General features: G+C 39.3%; 17 protein-coding genes. 11 read left to right on the forward strand and 6 right to left on the reverse strand.

Annotated features, from left to right (window positions below; genetic code table 11):
* Nucleotides 1-5 precede the first annotated feature (5 nt).
* Both P20429_RS09275 and P20429_RS09270 read left to right on the forward strand, forming a co-directional pair.
* Nucleotides 6-1,070: an HlyD family secretion protein gene (locus P20429_RS09275; RefSeq protein ID WP_007583568.1), complete on the forward strand. Its 1,065-nt coding sequence runs from the start codon at nt 6-8 to the stop codon at nt 1,068-1,070.
* A 10-nt stretch (nt 1,071-1,080) separates the two neighbouring features.
* A complete protein-coding gene (locus P20429_RS09270; protein WP_007583570.1) occupies nt 1,081-2,130 on the forward strand; it encodes a DUF2955 domain-containing protein in 1,050 nt (349 codons plus the stop codon).
* A gap of 137 nt (nt 2,131-2,267) precedes the next feature.
* Here the strand turns inward: P20429_RS09270 and P20429_RS09265 are convergent, their stop codons facing one another.
* On the reverse strand, nt 2,268-3,425 hold the full coding sequence (locus P20429_RS09265; protein WP_007583572.1) for a benzoate/H(+) symporter BenE family transporter: 1,158 nt from the start codon (nt 3,423-3,425) through the stop codon (nt 2,268-2,270).
* A 379-nt stretch (nt 3,426-3,804) separates the two neighbouring features.
* Between P20429_RS09265 and P20429_RS09260 the strand changes: the two genes are divergently transcribed.
* Together P20429_RS09260 and P20429_RS09255 are read left to right on the forward strand one after the other, a co-directional pair.
* Complete coding sequence (locus P20429_RS09260) at nt 3,805-4,509, forward strand: hypothetical protein (RefSeq protein WP_007583574.1); 705 nt, start codon at nt 3,805-3,807, stop codon at nt 4,507-4,509.
* A 126-nt stretch (nt 4,510-4,635) separates the two neighbouring features.
* Nucleotides 4,636-5,379, forward strand: a complete 744-nt coding sequence (locus P20429_RS09255; RefSeq protein WP_007583576.1) for a zinc-dependent metalloprotease family protein — start codon at nt 4,636-4,638, stop codon at nt 5,377-5,379.
* A gap of 91 nt (nt 5,380-5,470) precedes the next feature.
* Here P20429_RS09255 and P20429_RS09250 read toward each other — a convergent pair whose 3' ends face one another.
* Nucleotides 5,471-6,691, reverse strand: coding sequence for an alkaline phosphatase family protein (locus P20429_RS09250; protein WP_007583578.1), 1,221 nt, complete (start codon nt 6,689-6,691; stop codon nt 5,471-5,473).
* Between the two features lie 163 nt (nt 6,692-6,854).
* Between P20429_RS09250 and dgt the strand changes: the two genes are divergently transcribed.
* Nucleotides 6,855-8,321: a dGTPase gene (gene dgt / locus P20429_RS09245; RefSeq protein WP_007583580.1), complete on the forward strand. Its 1,467-nt coding sequence runs from the start codon at nt 6,855-6,857 to the stop codon at nt 8,319-8,321.
* A gap of 72 nt (nt 8,322-8,393) precedes the next feature.
* Entirely contained in the window at nt 8,394-10,061 is a 1,668-nt protein-coding gene (locus P20429_RS09240) for a hypothetical protein (RefSeq protein WP_007583582.1), read from the forward strand.
* A 318-nt stretch (nt 10,062-10,379) separates the two neighbouring features.
* On the opposite strand, the gene P20429_RS09235 is transcribed toward P20429_RS09240, so the two are convergent.
* The 3 genes from P20429_RS09235 to P20429_RS09225 form a co-directional block, all read right to left on the reverse strand.
* Nucleotides 10,380-11,258 carry a bile acid:sodium symporter family protein gene (locus P20429_RS09235; protein WP_007583584.1) on the reverse strand — a complete coding sequence of 293 codons (879 nt, stop codon included), beginning with the start codon at nt 11,256-11,258 and terminating at the stop codon, nt 10,380-10,382.
* Nucleotides 11,259-11,562: 304 nt separating this feature from the next.
* Nucleotides 11,563-12,144, reverse strand: coding sequence for a uracil-DNA glycosylase family protein (locus P20429_RS09230; RefSeq protein ID WP_007583587.1), 582 nt, complete (start codon nt 12,142-12,144; stop codon nt 11,563-11,565).
* Between the two features lie 150 nt (nt 12,145-12,294).
* On the reverse strand, nt 12,295-12,651 hold the full coding sequence (locus tag P20429_RS09225; protein WP_007583589.1) for a VOC family protein: 357 nt from the start codon (nt 12,649-12,651) through the stop codon (nt 12,295-12,297).
* Nucleotides 12,652-12,883: 232 nt separating this feature from the next.
* On the opposite strand from P20429_RS09225, the gene P20429_RS09220 reads away from it, so the two are divergent.
* From P20429_RS09220 to P20429_RS09210, 3 genes are read left to right on the forward strand one after another with little or no spacing between them, the layout of a single operon-like run.
* On the forward strand, nt 12,884-13,225 hold the full coding sequence (locus P20429_RS09220; protein WP_007583591.1) for a hypothetical protein: 342 nt from the start codon (nt 12,884-12,886) through the stop codon (nt 13,223-13,225).
* Nucleotides 13,222-14,823, forward strand: coding sequence for a PepSY domain-containing protein (locus P20429_RS09215; RefSeq protein ID WP_007583593.1), 1,602 nt, complete (start codon nt 13,222-13,224; stop codon nt 14,821-14,823). The genes P20429_RS09220 and P20429_RS09215 overlap by 4 nt, the downstream gene beginning before the upstream one ends.
* Complete coding sequence (locus P20429_RS09210; protein WP_007583595.1) at nt 14,820-15,155, forward strand: DUF3325 domain-containing protein; 336 nt, start codon at nt 14,820-14,822, stop codon at nt 15,153-15,155. The genes P20429_RS09215 and P20429_RS09210 overlap by 4 nt, the downstream gene beginning before the upstream one ends.
* A gap of 209 nt (nt 15,156-15,364) precedes the next feature.
* Here P20429_RS09210 and P20429_RS09205 read toward each other — a convergent pair whose 3' ends face one another.
* The gene (locus P20429_RS09205; RefSeq protein WP_007583597.1) at nt 15,365-15,886 is read right to left on the reverse strand and encodes a lipocalin family protein; all 522 of its coding nucleotides are present in this window, start codon (nt 15,884-15,886) and stop codon (nt 15,365-15,367) included.
* 130 nt (nt 15,887-16,016) lie between these two features.
* On the opposite strand from P20429_RS09205, the gene P20429_RS09200 reads away from it, so the two are divergent.
* The gene (locus tag P20429_RS09200) at nt 16,017-16,472 is read left to right on the forward strand and encodes a YaiI/YqxD family protein (RefSeq protein ID WP_007376692.1); all 456 of its coding nucleotides are present in this window, start codon (nt 16,017-16,019) and stop codon (nt 16,470-16,472) included.
* A 1-nt stretch (nt 16,473) separates the two neighbouring features.
* Nucleotides 16,474-17,037 (forward strand): hypothetical protein, encoded by a 564-nt coding sequence (locus P20429_RS09195; RefSeq protein WP_007583599.1) that lies wholly within the window; start codon nt 16,474-16,476, stop codon nt 17,035-17,037.
* Nucleotide 17,038: the final 1 nt, after the last annotated feature.

The following is a 17,038-nucleotide window of genomic DNA, read 5'->3' on the forward strand; positions in this document are numbered from 1 at the left end:
TAAAAATGACACCGGATCAAAAGTTTGCACGCTATGTAAGGTTTTCTCTCATAGGGTTTATCTTAGTATTTATTTACTATTTAGTGGCCGATATGGTTTTGCCTGTGACACCACAGGCACGTGTATACCACCCTGTTGTGCAAATATCACCGCAAATTAGTGGCCGAGTCACTAGTGTGCAAGTTAATAATAACCAATCAGTTAAAGCGGGCGATATATTATTTAGTATCGATGAAGGCCCATATAATTTAGCCAAAGAGCAAGCTCAACTCGCGCTTGATGATGCCAAATTACGAAATAAGCGTCTTGATACCAATGTTAAAGCCCTTGAAGCACAAATTAGTGCCGCAAATGCTAAGCAGCATGAGCAAAAGCTATTAAAAAGCAGAGGCGAAAAACTCTATACTCAAAAGTCTATATCGGAGCAAGAGCTTGAAAGCATTCGTGCTAATTTTGAAGCCAGTAAAGCAAATGTTGCGGCTCTAGAAGCGCAGTTAGCTGAAGCAGTTTTAGCTAGAGGTGACTCAGGTAATAAAAACTTAGCTATGCGTCATGCTGCTAACCAGTTAGCGCAGGCTGAGTTAAATTTATCCTACACGCAAGTACGTGCACTAAGTGACGGCGTAGTTGCTAACTTACAATTATTAGACGGCGCATACGCAGTTGCAGGTAGCCCATTATTAGCTATTGTCGCTAAAAAAGCCGACTTAGTTGCCGACTTTAGAGAAAAGTCACTCTCAAATATGAAGCAAGGCACTCAAGCGCGCGTCGTATTTGATAGCCGCCCAGGTGAAGTTTACGACGCAATACTAGAAACATTTGAAGCAGGTGTTAGCAACGGTCAACTTAGTGCAAATGGTTTACTAAGTACAACAGAAACCAGCAATCGTTGGGTACGCGATGCACAGCGTCAACGTATTCATTTAAAGCTCGCAAATCATCAAGACTTAATAGCGAACATGCCAAGCGGGTCACGTGCAACAGTACAATTATTGCCCGAATCGACAATTGGGCAATGGTTTGGCTCTGCACAAATTAGATTTATTAGCTGGTTACACTACATTTATTAATGGAGGCTTTATGACTCAAATTGTTAGCCAAGGCCCACAATTAGACTCTAATGGCCTTCGCCAAGCACTACGCATTGCAGGTGGATGCACCCTTGGCTTTACTATTAGTAAATTAATGAACTGGCCTAATGGTATATTTTTTACCGTTTATCCTATGTTGATATTGGGCATGGTACCTACGTTAAGTCGTGGGCTTATAAATCAATTTATAGCATCTGCTGCATTTAGCGCGCTTATAGTGCTGATAATGCAGGGATTGTTTTCTCACTTACCAGTCGTTATGACATTATTAGTGTTTGGTGTTTTTTGCTTTTTATTTTACCAAATGAGTAGCGGTAGTGCCTTTTTATTTGGCGCTTTAGGCGTGATAAGCCTTTCTATTCAGCTACATTTTTCGAGCTATGTTGATGAAGGAAGTAGTATTTATCCGTTAATTTTAACTAATGGTTTGGCTATATTTTTAACCGTTGTTATTGGAGCATTAATGCATGGCCTATTTCCTGATGTAACCGCAAGGCCCGGGCGAGTAATGCCAGCTAAAGCAAAAGAAAGTATTCGCCATGAGGTATTGTTATGCTCAACCGTGGCTACGCTCTCTTTTGTGGTTTTTCAGGTTCTTGATTTACAAGACTCAATATCTGCGCAGGCAGCTTCTGTGCTTATTTTGTTTTCATTGTGCTGGAAAGCCGCAGGTATGGCTGGTTGGCAGCGAGCAATTGGAACGCTTATAGGGTGTAATGCAGCGTTACTATCGCAACTATTTTTGTATAGTCACTCTGATTTTTTACTTTTTCCGATGGCTATTTTATGGATACTTTCGTTTCTTTTTGCGCGTTTTCATATTTTAGGCGGAGGCATACCTGGTATTGGTTTTGGTGTGTTGACTACGTTTGGTATTTTATTTGGGAACTCACTCGGACCAGGCCAAGATCTTGTTTATAGCGCAATGTACCGGTTTAGCTCGGTATCGGTGGCTATAATATTAAGTCTGTGCGTTGTGTATATTATGCACCATATACTTAATCGGTTTAGTGTAACTCGCCATCATACTTTTGATTAGGTAAATCTTTTTTTATAAAACTAAAGGCTGCAATTGCAGCCTTTTTTATAAGCTTAGTTAAGCTATTTTAATGATATAAATAAACTATAATTTTGTTTTGAATACTCACCAGCGGCTCTTTGTACACAATAAAGCTTTTAGTCTTTTTGGGTGATAAGGAGCGTAAGCATACCTGCTATAATCCCCCAAAAGGCAGACCCCACTGAGAGTAATGTTAAGTTAGATGCTGTTACTAAAAAAGTAACAATTGCGGCCTCCGTATATTTAGTACTACTAAGGGCTTGCTGCAAACTATTAGCAATGGTGCCAAATAGCGCAATGCCCGCCAAAGCTAAAATAAGTGCCTGCGGTAAACTTGCTACCAAGCCGACTAATGTAGCCGCGCACAGCGCCATTAAAATATAAAACACACCACCGGCAATACTTGCCCAATAACGTTTATCATGATTTTCATCCGCTTCATCACTCATACAAATAGCAGCAGTAATAGCGGCTAAATTAATAGAATAAGCTCCAAACGGGGCACTAAGCATATTTACAAAACCAGTAACATTAAGAGACGCAGATATAGGCGCTTTATATTTATGCGCTTTTAAAACAGCAATACCCGGTAAATTTTGCGAGGTCATGGTAACTATATAAAGTGGTAAACCTATGCTAATGCATGCTTGCAAGTGAAAAACGGGTTCAATATAAGCAAATTCGCTCATTTTCCAGTGCAGTGCGCTGGTATCAATATGGCCTATTTGCCAAGCGAGTAGTACACCTATAATAAGCACACTTAACATAGCAAAGCGGGCAAAAAAGCGTTTACCAATAAAGTACATAACAACCATTAAGCCAATCACTAAAGGCATGTCGTTCATAAAATTAAAAACATCAATACCAAAGGTAACAAGTACGCCGGCCAACATGGCGCACGCAAGCTCACTTGGAATACGGTTCATTATTTTTTCAAACCAGCCCGTCACCCCCGACAAAAAAACGAGCAATGCACTGAGCATAAACGCGCCAATAGCCTCGTTTAAGTTATACCCTTGTGCACTTGAAATCAGTAATGCAGCCCCCGTGGTAGACCACGCAATTAAAACAGGCACTTTGTAATAGTACGACAAACCTATTGACGTTGTGCCCATCACTAAACCAAGCATTAAAATCCAACTAGCTACTAAATCGGGTGTGCCTCCAAGGGTTATCACCACCTGATAAATCAATGCAATAGAACTCGAAAAACCAATAATTACAGCCACAAGCCCTGCTGTAATTCGGTTAAGCAACTGATCAGACACCTTCATAAATCCCTCGTAATGCCATTTATGCAGCACACAACATACGTGCCCGATAAATGCATTGCAATTAGCGATTAGTTTACAAAGAGTGAAAAAAATTCACTTTTTATTTTTCATTGTAATTAACGTCAAAAAGTCACTTTTAACCATTGTATTTAACTAAACAAACAAGTACCCACAAACGCGCCAAAGGCCGCATAAACCCTACAAAAAACCAATACTAAAAAGAGTGAAAAACATACCAAAAATAAATATCCTTATATTTTATAAGGAATTATGAAATTTAGAATTAATTCTTTTCGGTTACATTTATTATCTTGATCTAATCCATTTAATAATATAAAACGTAACAAACGGTTAACCAAAAACACTAAAAGAGAAACAAATGAAGAGATCTGTCGTCTTACTAATTGCTATACCATTATCGGCATTTGCAGTTTATGGGCTATTTTTTAATGCAGATGAAACGGGCGAACCTATCGCGCCTGTTGCTATTGATTTTGTTCCTATTGATTTACAAAAAACGCGCAATACACATCCCCCTGCACCTATTGATATGAGTAAAGATCCAATTACCGTTAAACCCATTGTTGCCCCTGACAACAATTTACCGTTTGAAGAATTTGATGCCGTAAATCGCCTATCCGACAAAGCAAAGCAAGTGCTTATAAACGCAAAAGTTTTACCTACCGACTTACATAACGAAGCCTACATTGAGTTTGATTTAAATTCTTTACAGGCTTTAGAAACTGGCGAAAATTTTGATTTAGCTATTCCGCAAACAGCCGAAACATTCACCGCAGAAGTGACTAATGTGGTTGAGTCTGAAAATGGCGATAAGAGCATATTTGGCAAAATAGTGGGTGTTGACGGTCGCATGCATAATACCGTTTTAACGGTAGGTAAAGATGCCGTATATGGTCAATTTACTGCGCCTTCTGGCAATTATGTATTCGAAAGTAAAGGTAAGTACGGATGGATTGCAGCAAAACGCGATTTATATAAAAGCCACATAGAGCATGATGTAACCGCACCAAAACCCAAATCAGATAAAAGCATCGATATATTTGCACCAAAAATTGATGGCTAACCAATAATCAAAATATAAAAAACAACTAAAGCCGCACTATAGGGCAGCTTTAGTGTGTCTGCTTTTTATGAGATCAACCAAGTTAAAAACAAGTTCCAACCACAACAAGAGTAAGGAAATACAATAATGAAAAAAGTAATCACAACAACCGCACTGGCTGCGGCATTATGTGCAGCAAGTGTTGCACAAGCAGAAACAATCGATATCGGTATTTTATATACCGACCAATCAGCTGCTGCAACTAGCAATATTGACACTAAAATAAATCAACTAATTGCTTTTAGTAATCAGGTATATAGCCAAAATGGCGTTGATATAACACTACGCTTAGCTGGCAAACAAAACTTAGGTGACTATGCAGTAACGCCGTCTGAGGATTGGTTAGATTCGGTTACAAATAGCAGCTACGTAGATGGTTTACGCAGCGATTGGAAAGCCGACATGATTGCCGTATTAGGTACTGGTCAAAGTGCTGGCAATGGGCTTATTTCATGTGGTTTAGCATGGGTTGGCCAAGGCACTAATGGCAATCTATACAGCTCAATGAGCAGCCGTATGTACTCAATCACTGCAATTGATTGTGGTGCAACTACATTTGTACACGAACTTGGTCATAACCAAGGTTTAGCGCATTCACGCAAACAAGGTGATACGTCTGGCGGTGTATATGTAGATGGCATGGGTCACGGCGTACAAAACGAGTTTGCAAGTATAATGGCTTACCCGCACGTTTACGGTAGCGCTACTCAGTACGATTACTTCTCTAACCCTGGCTGGAGCGTAAACGGTATTGCATTTGGTATTACAAACCAAGCGCATGCAATTCGCACAGTTACTGCTACAAAAACAAGTATTGCTAACTTTAAATAAGCTGCCCAATAAAAAAGTGGGCTAAATAGCCCACTTTATAGTTTTAACATGTTCTTCCCTGCAGAGCGCTTACGCGCTCTTTTAGATTAGGCTAATGCACAACGATTTTTTGCTTAATTGCTGGCATTAATGTTTTACCATTGCCATCTACTTTGTTTAACAATTTAAGTCCCATCACTTTTGCAAGTACTGGGTAAATATCAAGGTTATTTACTTCTTTAAGGCTTACACCTTGTTTAAATGCAGGGCCTACAGCAATAAATGATGCTGCCATATCCTCGGTATATGCATAACCGTGAGTCCCTAAATAGGTTGGTTTTTTACCATTGGTAAATACCGCTGGCGCTGTAGTTTGCACCACAATATCGCCTACGCGAGTGCCTTTATTGTAATGATACGCTGCTAATTGTTCGTCAGTTAATACTGTATAACGACCGCTTGACGCATCTCGTAAACGTGCTTTGTAACCTTCAATATCAGCGTTTTTAGCATCCGGTTGGGTATAAATAAGTAAACGTGGGCCAGTATTTTTAACTAAAAAGTTTTCATCTTGAGGCAGTGTGGTTACATCAATGCTTTTATCTGGATCTATACTCGTCATACCATGATCCGACACAATAACTAAGTTTACCTCTTGCTCTAATTTACTTAAGCGAGCTTGTAATTGCCCCATTAATTCATCAAGCTGTTTAACTGCATCACGCGTTTGTGGTGCGTCTGGCCCAAATTCATGGCCCATGCTATCAACTAGCGAAAAGTAACTCGCAATAAAACGTGGGCGCTGTGCTTTTGGTAAACTTAACCACTGAATAATTTGATCAACACGGCTTTGGTAATCGCTGTATTTAGAATAGTGATAAAAGTAATCTGGTGTCATGCCGTTAAATAATGCATCTGACTCAGGCCAAAAATAAGTAGCCGATTTAAGTCCCTGCATTTTGGCTAAATTCCAAAGCGGAATACCCTTTACCCATGTGCTATCGCCCAATGCTTTGCCCATGCTGTAACAGTCGTTTTTACGCGCTTTATCACAAAAGCTATTATCAACAATGCCATGGTTTACTGGCAGTAAGCCCGTAATAATAGAAATATGGTTAGGAAACGTTTTAGTTGGATAAACAGGTATTAGTTTTTGTGCGCGAACACCGCGCTCGGCCATTGCTTTTAAATTTGGCGCGCCGTGTTTTTCAATATAATCCCAACGCAGGCCATCAATTGATACAAGCACCACAGTTTGCTCTTTTGCAGCAAATGCGCTGTTCATTCCTAACATTAGGCAAATTGATACTGCCTTTAAAATCCACTGTTTCATTATAAACACCTATAAATGCACAACAATTACTCAAAAAATTATTTTAAAGCAAGTTGTTACTTTATGATACAAACTGATAGATTAAACCCTGTATATTAAAGACAAATGACTATGTGCTAAAAACTATGCCAGTCATCAATTGTAAAAAAGGACAAGTATAAAGATGACCATAGATTTTAGTAAAAAAATAACGCCAGCACGAATGTACCGCACAACCTCTAACTTACAGATGGCGCTAGAAAGCGACCGTGGCCGTATTATTAACAGTGCCGCTATTCGCAGGCTGCAGCAAAAAACCCAAGTGTTTCCGCTTGAGCGCAACGCAGCTGTACGCTCTCGCCTTACCCACTCGCTTGAGGTACAACAGGTTGGTCGTTTTATAGTGCAACGTATTTTTGCTAATTTAAGCTACCAACAGCAAAAAGATTACGGCTTAACCGACCTAGAACGCCCGCTAGAAAGTTTAGTAGAAATGGCCTGCCTAATGCACGACATAGGCAACCCACCGTTTGGGCATTTTGGCGAAGCGGCTATTAACCACTGGTTTAATAACAACTTGGCAAGCGTAACACCCGAGCGCTGTAAAGAACCAAACACCGGTATAGGTGTTGTTTTTAAACACCTTGCGCTTGATATTTGTAACTTTGAGGGCAACGCTCAAGGCATACGTATAATTCATTCTTTGCAAACACTTAATTTAACCTACAGCCAAAGTGCTGGTATTTTAAAATACACTCGCCCTGCTGGGCTTGATGTAAAAGACATTCCGCAAAATAAAAACTATTTAATGAAAAAAGTAGGTTACTACTACAGCGAAAAAAACTTTGTTGAAGCGCTACAAAAAGAGCTCACTATTGAGCCTTACTGCCGCCATCCTGCAAGTTACATAATGGAAGCCGCCGACGACATTTCGTATTGCCTAGCCGACATAGAAGACGCCGTAGAAAAAGACATAATAAGCACTGAGTTGCTGTGCGAAAAACTTAAAAGTAGTTACAAAAAAGTATTAATAAATCTGTTAATCGACGACGCTCAACATCAAAATTTTGTAGACAAAGCCGTAGACTACGCACTAGAGCGTGCACAAGCACAACCCTATAATTTTAATAGTGAATTTTTTATATACTTGCGGGTTGCATTGCTACATCCGCTAGTAAATCACGCCGCAAAACGCTTTATCGAAAATATAGAACCTATTTATCATGGCGATTTTAACCAAGCGCTTTTAGAAGATAGAAGCCATCTACATGCAGTAACTAAAACACTAAAGCAGGTAGCGCTTGAGCATGTATTTTCAAACAAAGAAGTCGAAAAATTAGAGCTACAAGGGTATCGCATAATTAATGGTTTGCTCGATTGCTATAAACCATTACTGCTACTAAACAAGGATGACTTTAAGCGTGCACTAAATGGCGATTCACGTTTATTAATAGAGTCGCGACTTGTTAAAAAGCTCTCTAAAAAGCACTTAAATAGTTACCAACACGCAATAGATGCGATGCAAGAAGAGCCCGATCACTTTGCGGCATACGAGTTTTATTATCGTTGTAGATTAATCCAAGATTATATAAGCGGTATGACCGACCAATTTGCTTACGATGAATATCGTAGCCTTATGGTTATTGATTAGTTGTATTACTCTGGATAATTTTTAATTTTGCGCTTAAAATCAAACTATTAATATTTAAGCGCGCATAACTTCATGATATCAAAACTAATTAGATTTACCCTTTGCTTTGCCTTATTTTATAGTGCGCAAAGTGCTGCATACAACGAAGCTATGTGCATTTTAATTAAACAAGAAATGCAGCAAAATAGTAATAATAAAGCGAGTCAAAAATATCGTAAAGCTGCGCGTGATTACAAAAATAACTGTAATAAGCCAAAAGAAATTCAAGCACAACCTAAGCCCCAAATAATAGAGCCTGAGCCGACTATTATTACTCAGCCACAACCTAAAATTGTTGAACCTGCCCCTGTAATTAAACCTACTGAAGAAGCTGTTAAAGAAAGCATCAACGAGCAAACCCTTAATTTAACTAATGATCAAAAACAACAAATAAACGATCAGCTAAATACCAACAGTAACGAAATAGTAATTGATGCAGAGCCAACAAAAGCAGCACCCGAGCAAGTAGTTACAGAGCAAAAAAGCGAAGCCGCAATAGGGCAAGTAAAACCGGCGACGCCAGAGCAAAACGTTCAACCTACGCCTGAAAAGTCTGTACCTGTAAAACCAGCACCGGTGTTAACTAAACCAGCGCCAGTAATTGCGCCGCAACCTGTAGCACAAAGCCCAAGCTCGTTACTTTTACCCACTTTAATACTTGTTATAGTGGTACTTATTGGCGCTATGGTAGTCGTGCGCCTGCGCCGTGCAAAACAAAGTAAAGCGATGGCAAAACCGACTATAGCGGCTCCACCTGAAGTTAAATCAGAAAAAATTGCTACGCCAGCTAAACCTGAAATTAAAGCAACAAAGCCAGTACAAACAACAAAAGAGCCAGAGATTGAGCCTGTCGTCATTAACGAAGCAACTCAAAATAATAAAGCAGTTGAGAGCAGCGTAGCGACAAATGAAGAGTCAGTGGAACCTACTAACACAGCACAAAATGCTGATATTGAACATACACCACCGCAAATTTCAGATGAGCAAAACAACCTAGTTACACCATCGCAAACAAGAGAAATTGAGCCTGCACAAATAGAGCCAGCAGATACTTTAGAGCAAACAAGTACCGCTACGTTTAACGAAGTAAAACAAAAACCAGAGCCTAATACAGCTGAGTTTGAAGCCGCCGCCAAAACAACCTTAGAGCGCATTAAAAATGCCAGCAGCTTTAATGAGCCAGAGGTACGCGACTTTGACCCAGATGCAAAGCCAGTAAAAAAACAACGTAAGCACTATACAGCGCAAGTAACGGAATCTGCGCCAATAGAAGCCGAACATAACACTGTAGAGCCGGTTATTACTACTCCTGAGCCAGTAACAGCGAGTGAGCCGGTTATCGATTTACACGCTCCAGAGCAAATATCTGACGCTCAATCGACTACGTATACAACCGAGCAAGACTTTAAAGAACCAGAGGTGCGTACATTTAACCCAGATGCACCATTACCTGGTGAAAAGCCGATGCCTAAAAAAGAAGACGCGATACCTGAGCAAGCACAAACAACACCGCTAGTTGATGAGCCAGTAATTGAGCCTAAAAAAGCAGACAGTAACAATCCATTTGCAAACTTATCGTTAGACTCAAGCTGGGATCCTGACTCGGCTGAAAAGCCCAAAATAGAAGAGAAAAAACGCGCGCCAAAATCGCAAGCATTAATAGATGCAGAAGAACGCGCTAAAAACATGCAAACCAAGTAGTAAGTTTTAAAATAACGCTTCATATTGTGAGGCGCTATTTTCGTAACCAAATAATTAACTGCTTTTCACCGTATTACTTACACTCTTATCCCATCCTAAAATGCGCCTTAGTAATTAGAAGCTTCACTCCTCGCGCAAACAAGCTCAGCGCCTAATGCTATATTCAAGCTTGAGAGTGTTTTATAAGCCTACAACTTGTTGACGCGATGGGTGCTGAGCATACATTTAACAGGTGGTATTTTTAGACTGGAGTTTACGGCTACGTTATCCGCAGCCATAAATTAAAGTAACTTGGTCAACATGCCCTAATTAAAAGCCCTAGTTAACAGCCCTAGCGGTACGTTTATTTTTAAGCTTTAACCCGCCAATTAATAGCAGTGGCCCTATAAACATAGCAAGTCCATACACGCCACCGGTAACCGCGTATTCTGGTTTATTCAAAAAGCTAATAGCAATTAAAATAGCTAACGATGCATTTTGAATTCCAACCTCAATTGAAAGCGTCAGCGAATCAGTTAAATTTAATTTTGAACACTTAGCAATTAACCAACCAACAACCATTGAACCAATATTAAGTGCTATGCACGCCCAAAATACATCGCTAAATGAGCTAACTAATAAATCGCGCTCTTTTATTACTAGTGCGGCAATCATCATAAGCATAAAAAACAACGAGAAGCGTCTAAAAAACGGCTCTGCTTTAATGGCAAAATCACTTTTAAAGTGACGTAACCAAATGCCTATAGCAACTGGCACTAAGGTAATAAAAAATAGCCCTAATGAAGTAGTTAAAATAGAAAAAGTAGCATCGTCTGCTGGGGCAAACTGACTCATAGCAAAGCCAATAATAAACGGTGTGGTTATTATACTAATTGCGGTAGAGGCAGCGGTTAAACTTACCGAAAGCGCTAAATTAGCTTTAGCAAGCTGGCTTACTACATTTGACATAGTACCGCCTGGGCAGGCAGCTAATATCATTAAACCAATAGCGATAGGCGTTGATAGGTTAAGTAAATAACACAGCCCTAATGCTAATAAAGGCATTGCTACAAGTTGGCCTATTAAACCCATAACAATGGCGAGCGGGTTTTTAAATAGACGAGTAAAATCGTTTGTTGTGAGCCCAAGACCCATACCAAACATAATAAGTGCAAGAGCGAGCGGAAGTATTACTTCGGTTAATATAGATGCATTCAAATTAGACAGCCTCGTTTGTTATTGTTTTTAATTGGAGTGTTAATTTTTAAGTTAACTGTATACCAATTCGCTTAATTAAGAGATCTATTTTGAGGATGGAAAAACGTGTTGATAGCTAGGCAAAAAATTCGCTATTTAGTTGTTCTCGGCAATTGCTCCTGCATTGCTCTACCTTCTGCATCCATGCAGTCGTAAATGAGAATTTTTTAACACATGTAGCGACACGTTTAGCCCCGCAAAATGATTAAGTATTATTGCGGATTGGTATAAAGCCCCTTTACAATAAATCCTAATGCTAGAAGCATTACTTATTTAAAATAGTAGCAATGCGTTTACCCAGTTCTGGAAGTACATCTTGTTCAAACCATGGGTTCTTTTTAAGCCATATATTATTACGCGGACTCGGATGTGGAAGCACTAAATAATTTGGCCAATACTCACGCCACGATTTTACTAACTCCGTAAGTGGCATTTTTTTAGTCTCTGGTAAATGATACGCCTGCGCGTATTTACCTAATACTATTGTCAGCTCAATATTTGGTAGTGCAGCCAATAATTGCTCGCGCCATGCTGGGGCACATTCTTTTCTCGGTGGTAAATCACCCGACTTACCCCTACCCGGGTAGCAAAAGCCCATAGGTAAAATTGCTATATTATTAGCATCGTAAAATTCATCCCTTGTTAGCCCAAGCCATTCTCGTAGGCGGTTTCCGCTTGTATCGTTAAACGGCACGCCTGTTTCGTGAACTTTTATACCCGGTGCTTGGCCCGCGATTAAAATACGTGCGTTTGGGTTAAATTGTATTACAGGTCGAGCCCCTAAAGGTAAATGAGGATCACAGATCACGCATTTACTAACTTGGTCTATTAATTGGTGACTATTCATGTTTATTTGGCCTTAAATGCTTAATTTTTATCCTAAATGGCCATTTAGGATAAATGAGTTGGTAAAAAATCGGTTTATTTTATCTAAAATGGCGATTAGTTAGTAAAATCCTGATCTTTAAGCCTAAATGCCCTACAGCCCTTATAGTACCTAGTGTTCTTTCGCCCATACCGCAAATTCGTTACCACTTGGTTCTGTAAAGTGAAACCGACAACCGCCAGGAAACTCAAAAATAGGTTTTAATATTACTCCGCCAAATGTCTCTACTTTTTTAAAGGTTGCGTGTATGTCGTCGCTATAAAAAATAAGTAATGCTGCCCCATGCTGAGTTAGTGATTTTAATGGAGCCTGAAAAATCCCACCATCTAACCCCTGCCCACTAAACGCCGTGTATTCTGGGCCGTAGTCAGTAAACTGCCAATTAAATACATGACTAAAAAAGGCCTTAGTTGCGGGTAAGTCGCATGCAGGAAACTCTACATAATTTAGTTTTTCGTGATCGCTCATCGTTATTTCACTCTTTATTTTTACTCAGTTTATTAACCTTAAGCTTTACATGCAGCCTGTGCAATATCATTAAACAATAACAGATCAGTATTTTACTAAGTAATTGAGTAAGTAAGCATAATTTACTTAAAAGTTAATGACTACAAATGAGAATAGCTATCTTTTGTATTTGTAACATATATAATAGCGCCTTTGTTTTATCCTCAGCTTTAAATAAAGGGATTAATTAACTATGCAGGCACCTTTGCACAGTGCGCCATTCGATAAGGTTAACGTAATTGCGCTTATAGTAAAAAGCGTAAGCAGTTATCGAGTTTTGGTATTTTTACGTTTTTTTATTGCCATAATTGGTGGCTATGCCTTTACCTCTGCAAGTACTGCGTTATTAAGTTTTGTATTGCCAATAGCTAAACAAGACGCTGTGCTTTTTAGTGTTTCAATTAGCATTTTAATTTATGCCGTTGTATTTATTTATGCCTTTAGCGTTAAATCATTAAGAAAAGTTTGGATCAGTATTTTACTAAGTACAGGTGCGTTTATCGGATTGCTTGTATTACTAAAGGGTTGGGTATGAAAGACAGCTTTTTCAGATCGATGACTTGGTTACACACTTGGGTAGGGTTACTCGTTTGTTGGTTATTATATTTAATATTTTTTGCAGGAACACTTAGCTTTTTTAGAGACGAAATAACGCTGTGGAATCAACCTGCCATACATAATGTACAAGCCCAAACACAGCGTATAGAAGCGCAAAAACAACAAATAATTACAGGGTTCGATTACTTAGCTAACCATGGAGCTAACTCATCAAGCTGGCGTATTACATTACCTGAGCCGCGTATTCCTTATTTAATTTATGGTTATGCAAAGCCAAAAGAGCCAGGCCAGCGCCGCAGCCAGTTTAAAAACACACAGTTAAACCCTAATACCATGAAAGAGCTTGAGCCCTTTGTAGATACTAAAGGTGGTAACTTTTTTTATCGGTTGCATTATGATTTACATTACATGGATGCAATAACCGCACGCTGGATTGTATGCTTTGCCAGCTTTTTTATGCTAATTGCCATTATATCGGGTGTGGTTATTCATAAGCGTATTTTTAAAGATATGTTTAGTTTTAGACGTAATAAAGGTAGCCGTACGTGGTTAGATGCCCACAATTTAAGCTCTGTGCTTGCCCTGCCTTTTCATTTAATGATTACTTACACGGGCATGATTACGCTCATATTTATGTTGTTTCCCTACCCTGCGCAAACGTCTTACGATGACGGCATGCGTGGCTTTTTTAACGATGTAACCCCTCGCAACACCATGACCGATAAAGCCCAAGGCGAATCATCAATGGTGCCGATTCAAAGCATTTTGGATCAGGTTTATACTAAGTGGCCTCATGCAGATATTACTCGCGTACAAGTTAACCAACCAAATATGGCAGCTTCAACAATTACCGTATTGGTAAGCGCAGGTAAAACACTGCGTGACCAAGCACCACGCTTAATATTTAGTGGTGCTACAGGGCAAATGGTTGCTAAAACTGATGACGAGCTAACTAGCAGCAAAGCGCTTTACGAGTCGCTTAATTCAATGCATACGGGGCGTTTAGCTACGTGGTTGTTGCGCTGGTTATACGTATTAGGCGGTATTGCAGGCTGTGTAATGATTGGCTCTGGCTGTATTATGTGGGCTAAGCGAATTCGCGAGCGAACTAAAAATAACGTTAAACCTTCGTTTGGTTTAAAACTAGTTGAAGGGTTAAACCTAGCCACTATTATGGGACTTCCACTGGCAACGTGTGCATTTTTTATTGCTAACAGACTACTTAGCCCAACTACCGCAGAGCGCGCCGATAAAGAAATACTCGCGTTCTTTTTAACATGGCTAGCGGTTGCTCTTTTAGCACTTATAAAGCGCGACACACTGCAATGGCGAGTTATGGCAGCTATAAATGCTGTTGCATGTTTAAGCGTACCGGTTATTAATGCACTTACAACTAACGGTAATATAGTTAGCTATTTGATGCACAAACAGTGGGCTTTATTTACTTTTGATGCACTGTTTTTGTTATTTAGTATATTATTTTTTATACAAACCGAAAAATTACGTACTGCTAAAAACAACTCAAAAATAATCAGCCCTAGTCAATCTAATAACCTTAAAAGGCAAAAACCATGATTGATTTACTTGGGTTCAGCCTATGTCTGCTCAGTTTTAACTGTTTTGCGCTGGCTAAGTATAATCATTTTAAAGATGTATTTAAAAAACGCCCTACAGAATCCCAACGTAAAAAGCTGCTATTAGCAGCTTGGATCAGTATTTTACTAAGCTTGGTGCTTTGTATAGTTACTCAAGGTGGATATGGAACATTACTATTTTGCGGTTTTATGAGCCTAAGTGTCTTAATTATAATGGTTTTTTATAATTTTTTAGTAGGCTACGTAAAGTGGTTTAGTGTTTTAAATAGCGTGTTAGTTGTACTAAGTGGGTTGTTTTTAGCATTAAACTAGCCTTAGTTAGTAAAAACGTGATCCGTTACTTTCCCATAGATTAGGCAAAAAAAATGGCAAGCTATATAGCTTGCCAACAATAGGGGATATTTAGTGTTTCCAATACTTGCTGTCTCACGGCAAGTACACACAATATAACCATAATATATTTAAGTTACTTTACAGTTAGGTGACTCTTTTATTACTACTGTAAAGGGGCTTTACATTGTTTATTGCTTAACCCAAATTATTTCATCGGTAGCAAAGCCCAACTCTTTAGCTTTAGTTAAAAAGTGTTCTTTAAGCTCTTTGCTAACCGTTGGTGTACGCGATAAAAACCACAAGTAATCTTTGTTGTAACTGGTTATAAATGCATATTGATAATCGGGTTGGTCAAGTTCAAAAATCACGTAAGCGCCATAAAATGGACCAAAAAACGAAACTTTAAAATGCCCGGTGTCAGTGCCCTCAACAAACTTGGCCAAGCCTTCGGCGTCATCCCATTTTTTATCATCCGTTAAATACCCTTTGTTAAGGACCTTTACTGTGCCGTCGTCGTTAATTGAATAAGTCGCGGTAACTTGCTCCATACCTTCTTCGAATGAGTGATTGAGCCGCGCTATTTCAAACCATTTGCCTTTATATTTTTGTATATCAAAGTTTTTAACGGGTGTTATTCCCTCAGGAGGGCTGGTGCAAGCACTAAGAAAAAATAGCCCTGTAATAAGTAAACCGTATTTAATAGCCTTCATGTAAGCTCCTTTTTAAATTACATAAATAGTACGTATTATCTAAATATAGATGGATATAAAGTTTGCTAGCCGATTAAAAAATTTTGCTATAGGATCATATTAATTCTAAAGCAATAAAAATGACCATAGCATGAAAATTTGGGTAGATGCAGACGCGTGTCCTGTTGTTATAAAAGAAATACTTTTTAGAGCTGCAGAGCGTATGAAAATCGAGACTATTTTAGTGGCTAATCACGCAATGCGTATTCCGCCGTCAAAATACATAAGCCGCGTTCAAGTATCGTCGGGGTTTGATGTAGCCGACGACGAAATAGTAAAACGTATTGAAAAAGGCGATTTAGTTATTACGGGCGATATTCCGCTAGCAAGTGAAGTAATTGATAACGGCGGGCAAGCACTCAACCCGCGTGGCGAGCTTTATACCACCGAGAATATCCGCTCAATACTTAACGTGCGAGACTTTATGGATACCATGCGCTCAAGTGGCGTAGAAATGAGTGGTGGGCCGCCGCCACTTAGCCAAACCGATCGCCAAAACTTTGCAAATAACCTCGACCGTATTTTAGCGCAAAACAAGGCTAACTAACTTGAATACCCAATTAGTTGGCTTAGGTGATACGCAATTTAGCGTGGCGGTATACGTAGCAAAAGCGCCGCCAATGCCGTTTTTTGAAACACTCGAATGCCTTGAGCCAGTTATAAATGAGCAAATAAATACCATAAACCAGCACTGTGGTAATGGTTGGCGCAAAGTGTTTAACGTGTACGCAAAAGTGCTATTTGCCCTGCCAAGTGAGCATTATTCATTTGCTAAACAAGCCCCTACTTGGCAACAATATCGCGATGAGTATTTACTGCAAAACAATAGTAAAACCGCCCTGCTATTTAGCGCGCCTGACATTACTAGTACTTGCCCAGATAAAGCTACTAGCAATAAAAACCAGCTACATATAATTGCTGGGCGTACGCACGCTAAAAACTTATTACAACAAGGTAAGTTACATGCACAATTTGATTGGCTCGACGACGAGTTTGCAATAGACACCAGTAACAACATTATTGTGTGCCCATATTTTGATTATAGACAGTTAAGTAATATAAAAATTGCGAGATTAAGCGAACTAGTCGCGCAACTAAAAGTCACTAAATAAC

The sequence above is a fragment of the Pseudoalteromonas sp. BSi20429 genome (assembly GCF_000238895.1).
Taxonomy (GTDB): domain Bacteria; phylum Pseudomonadota; class Gammaproteobacteria; order Enterobacterales; family Alteromonadaceae; genus Pseudoalteromonas; species Pseudoalteromonas arctica.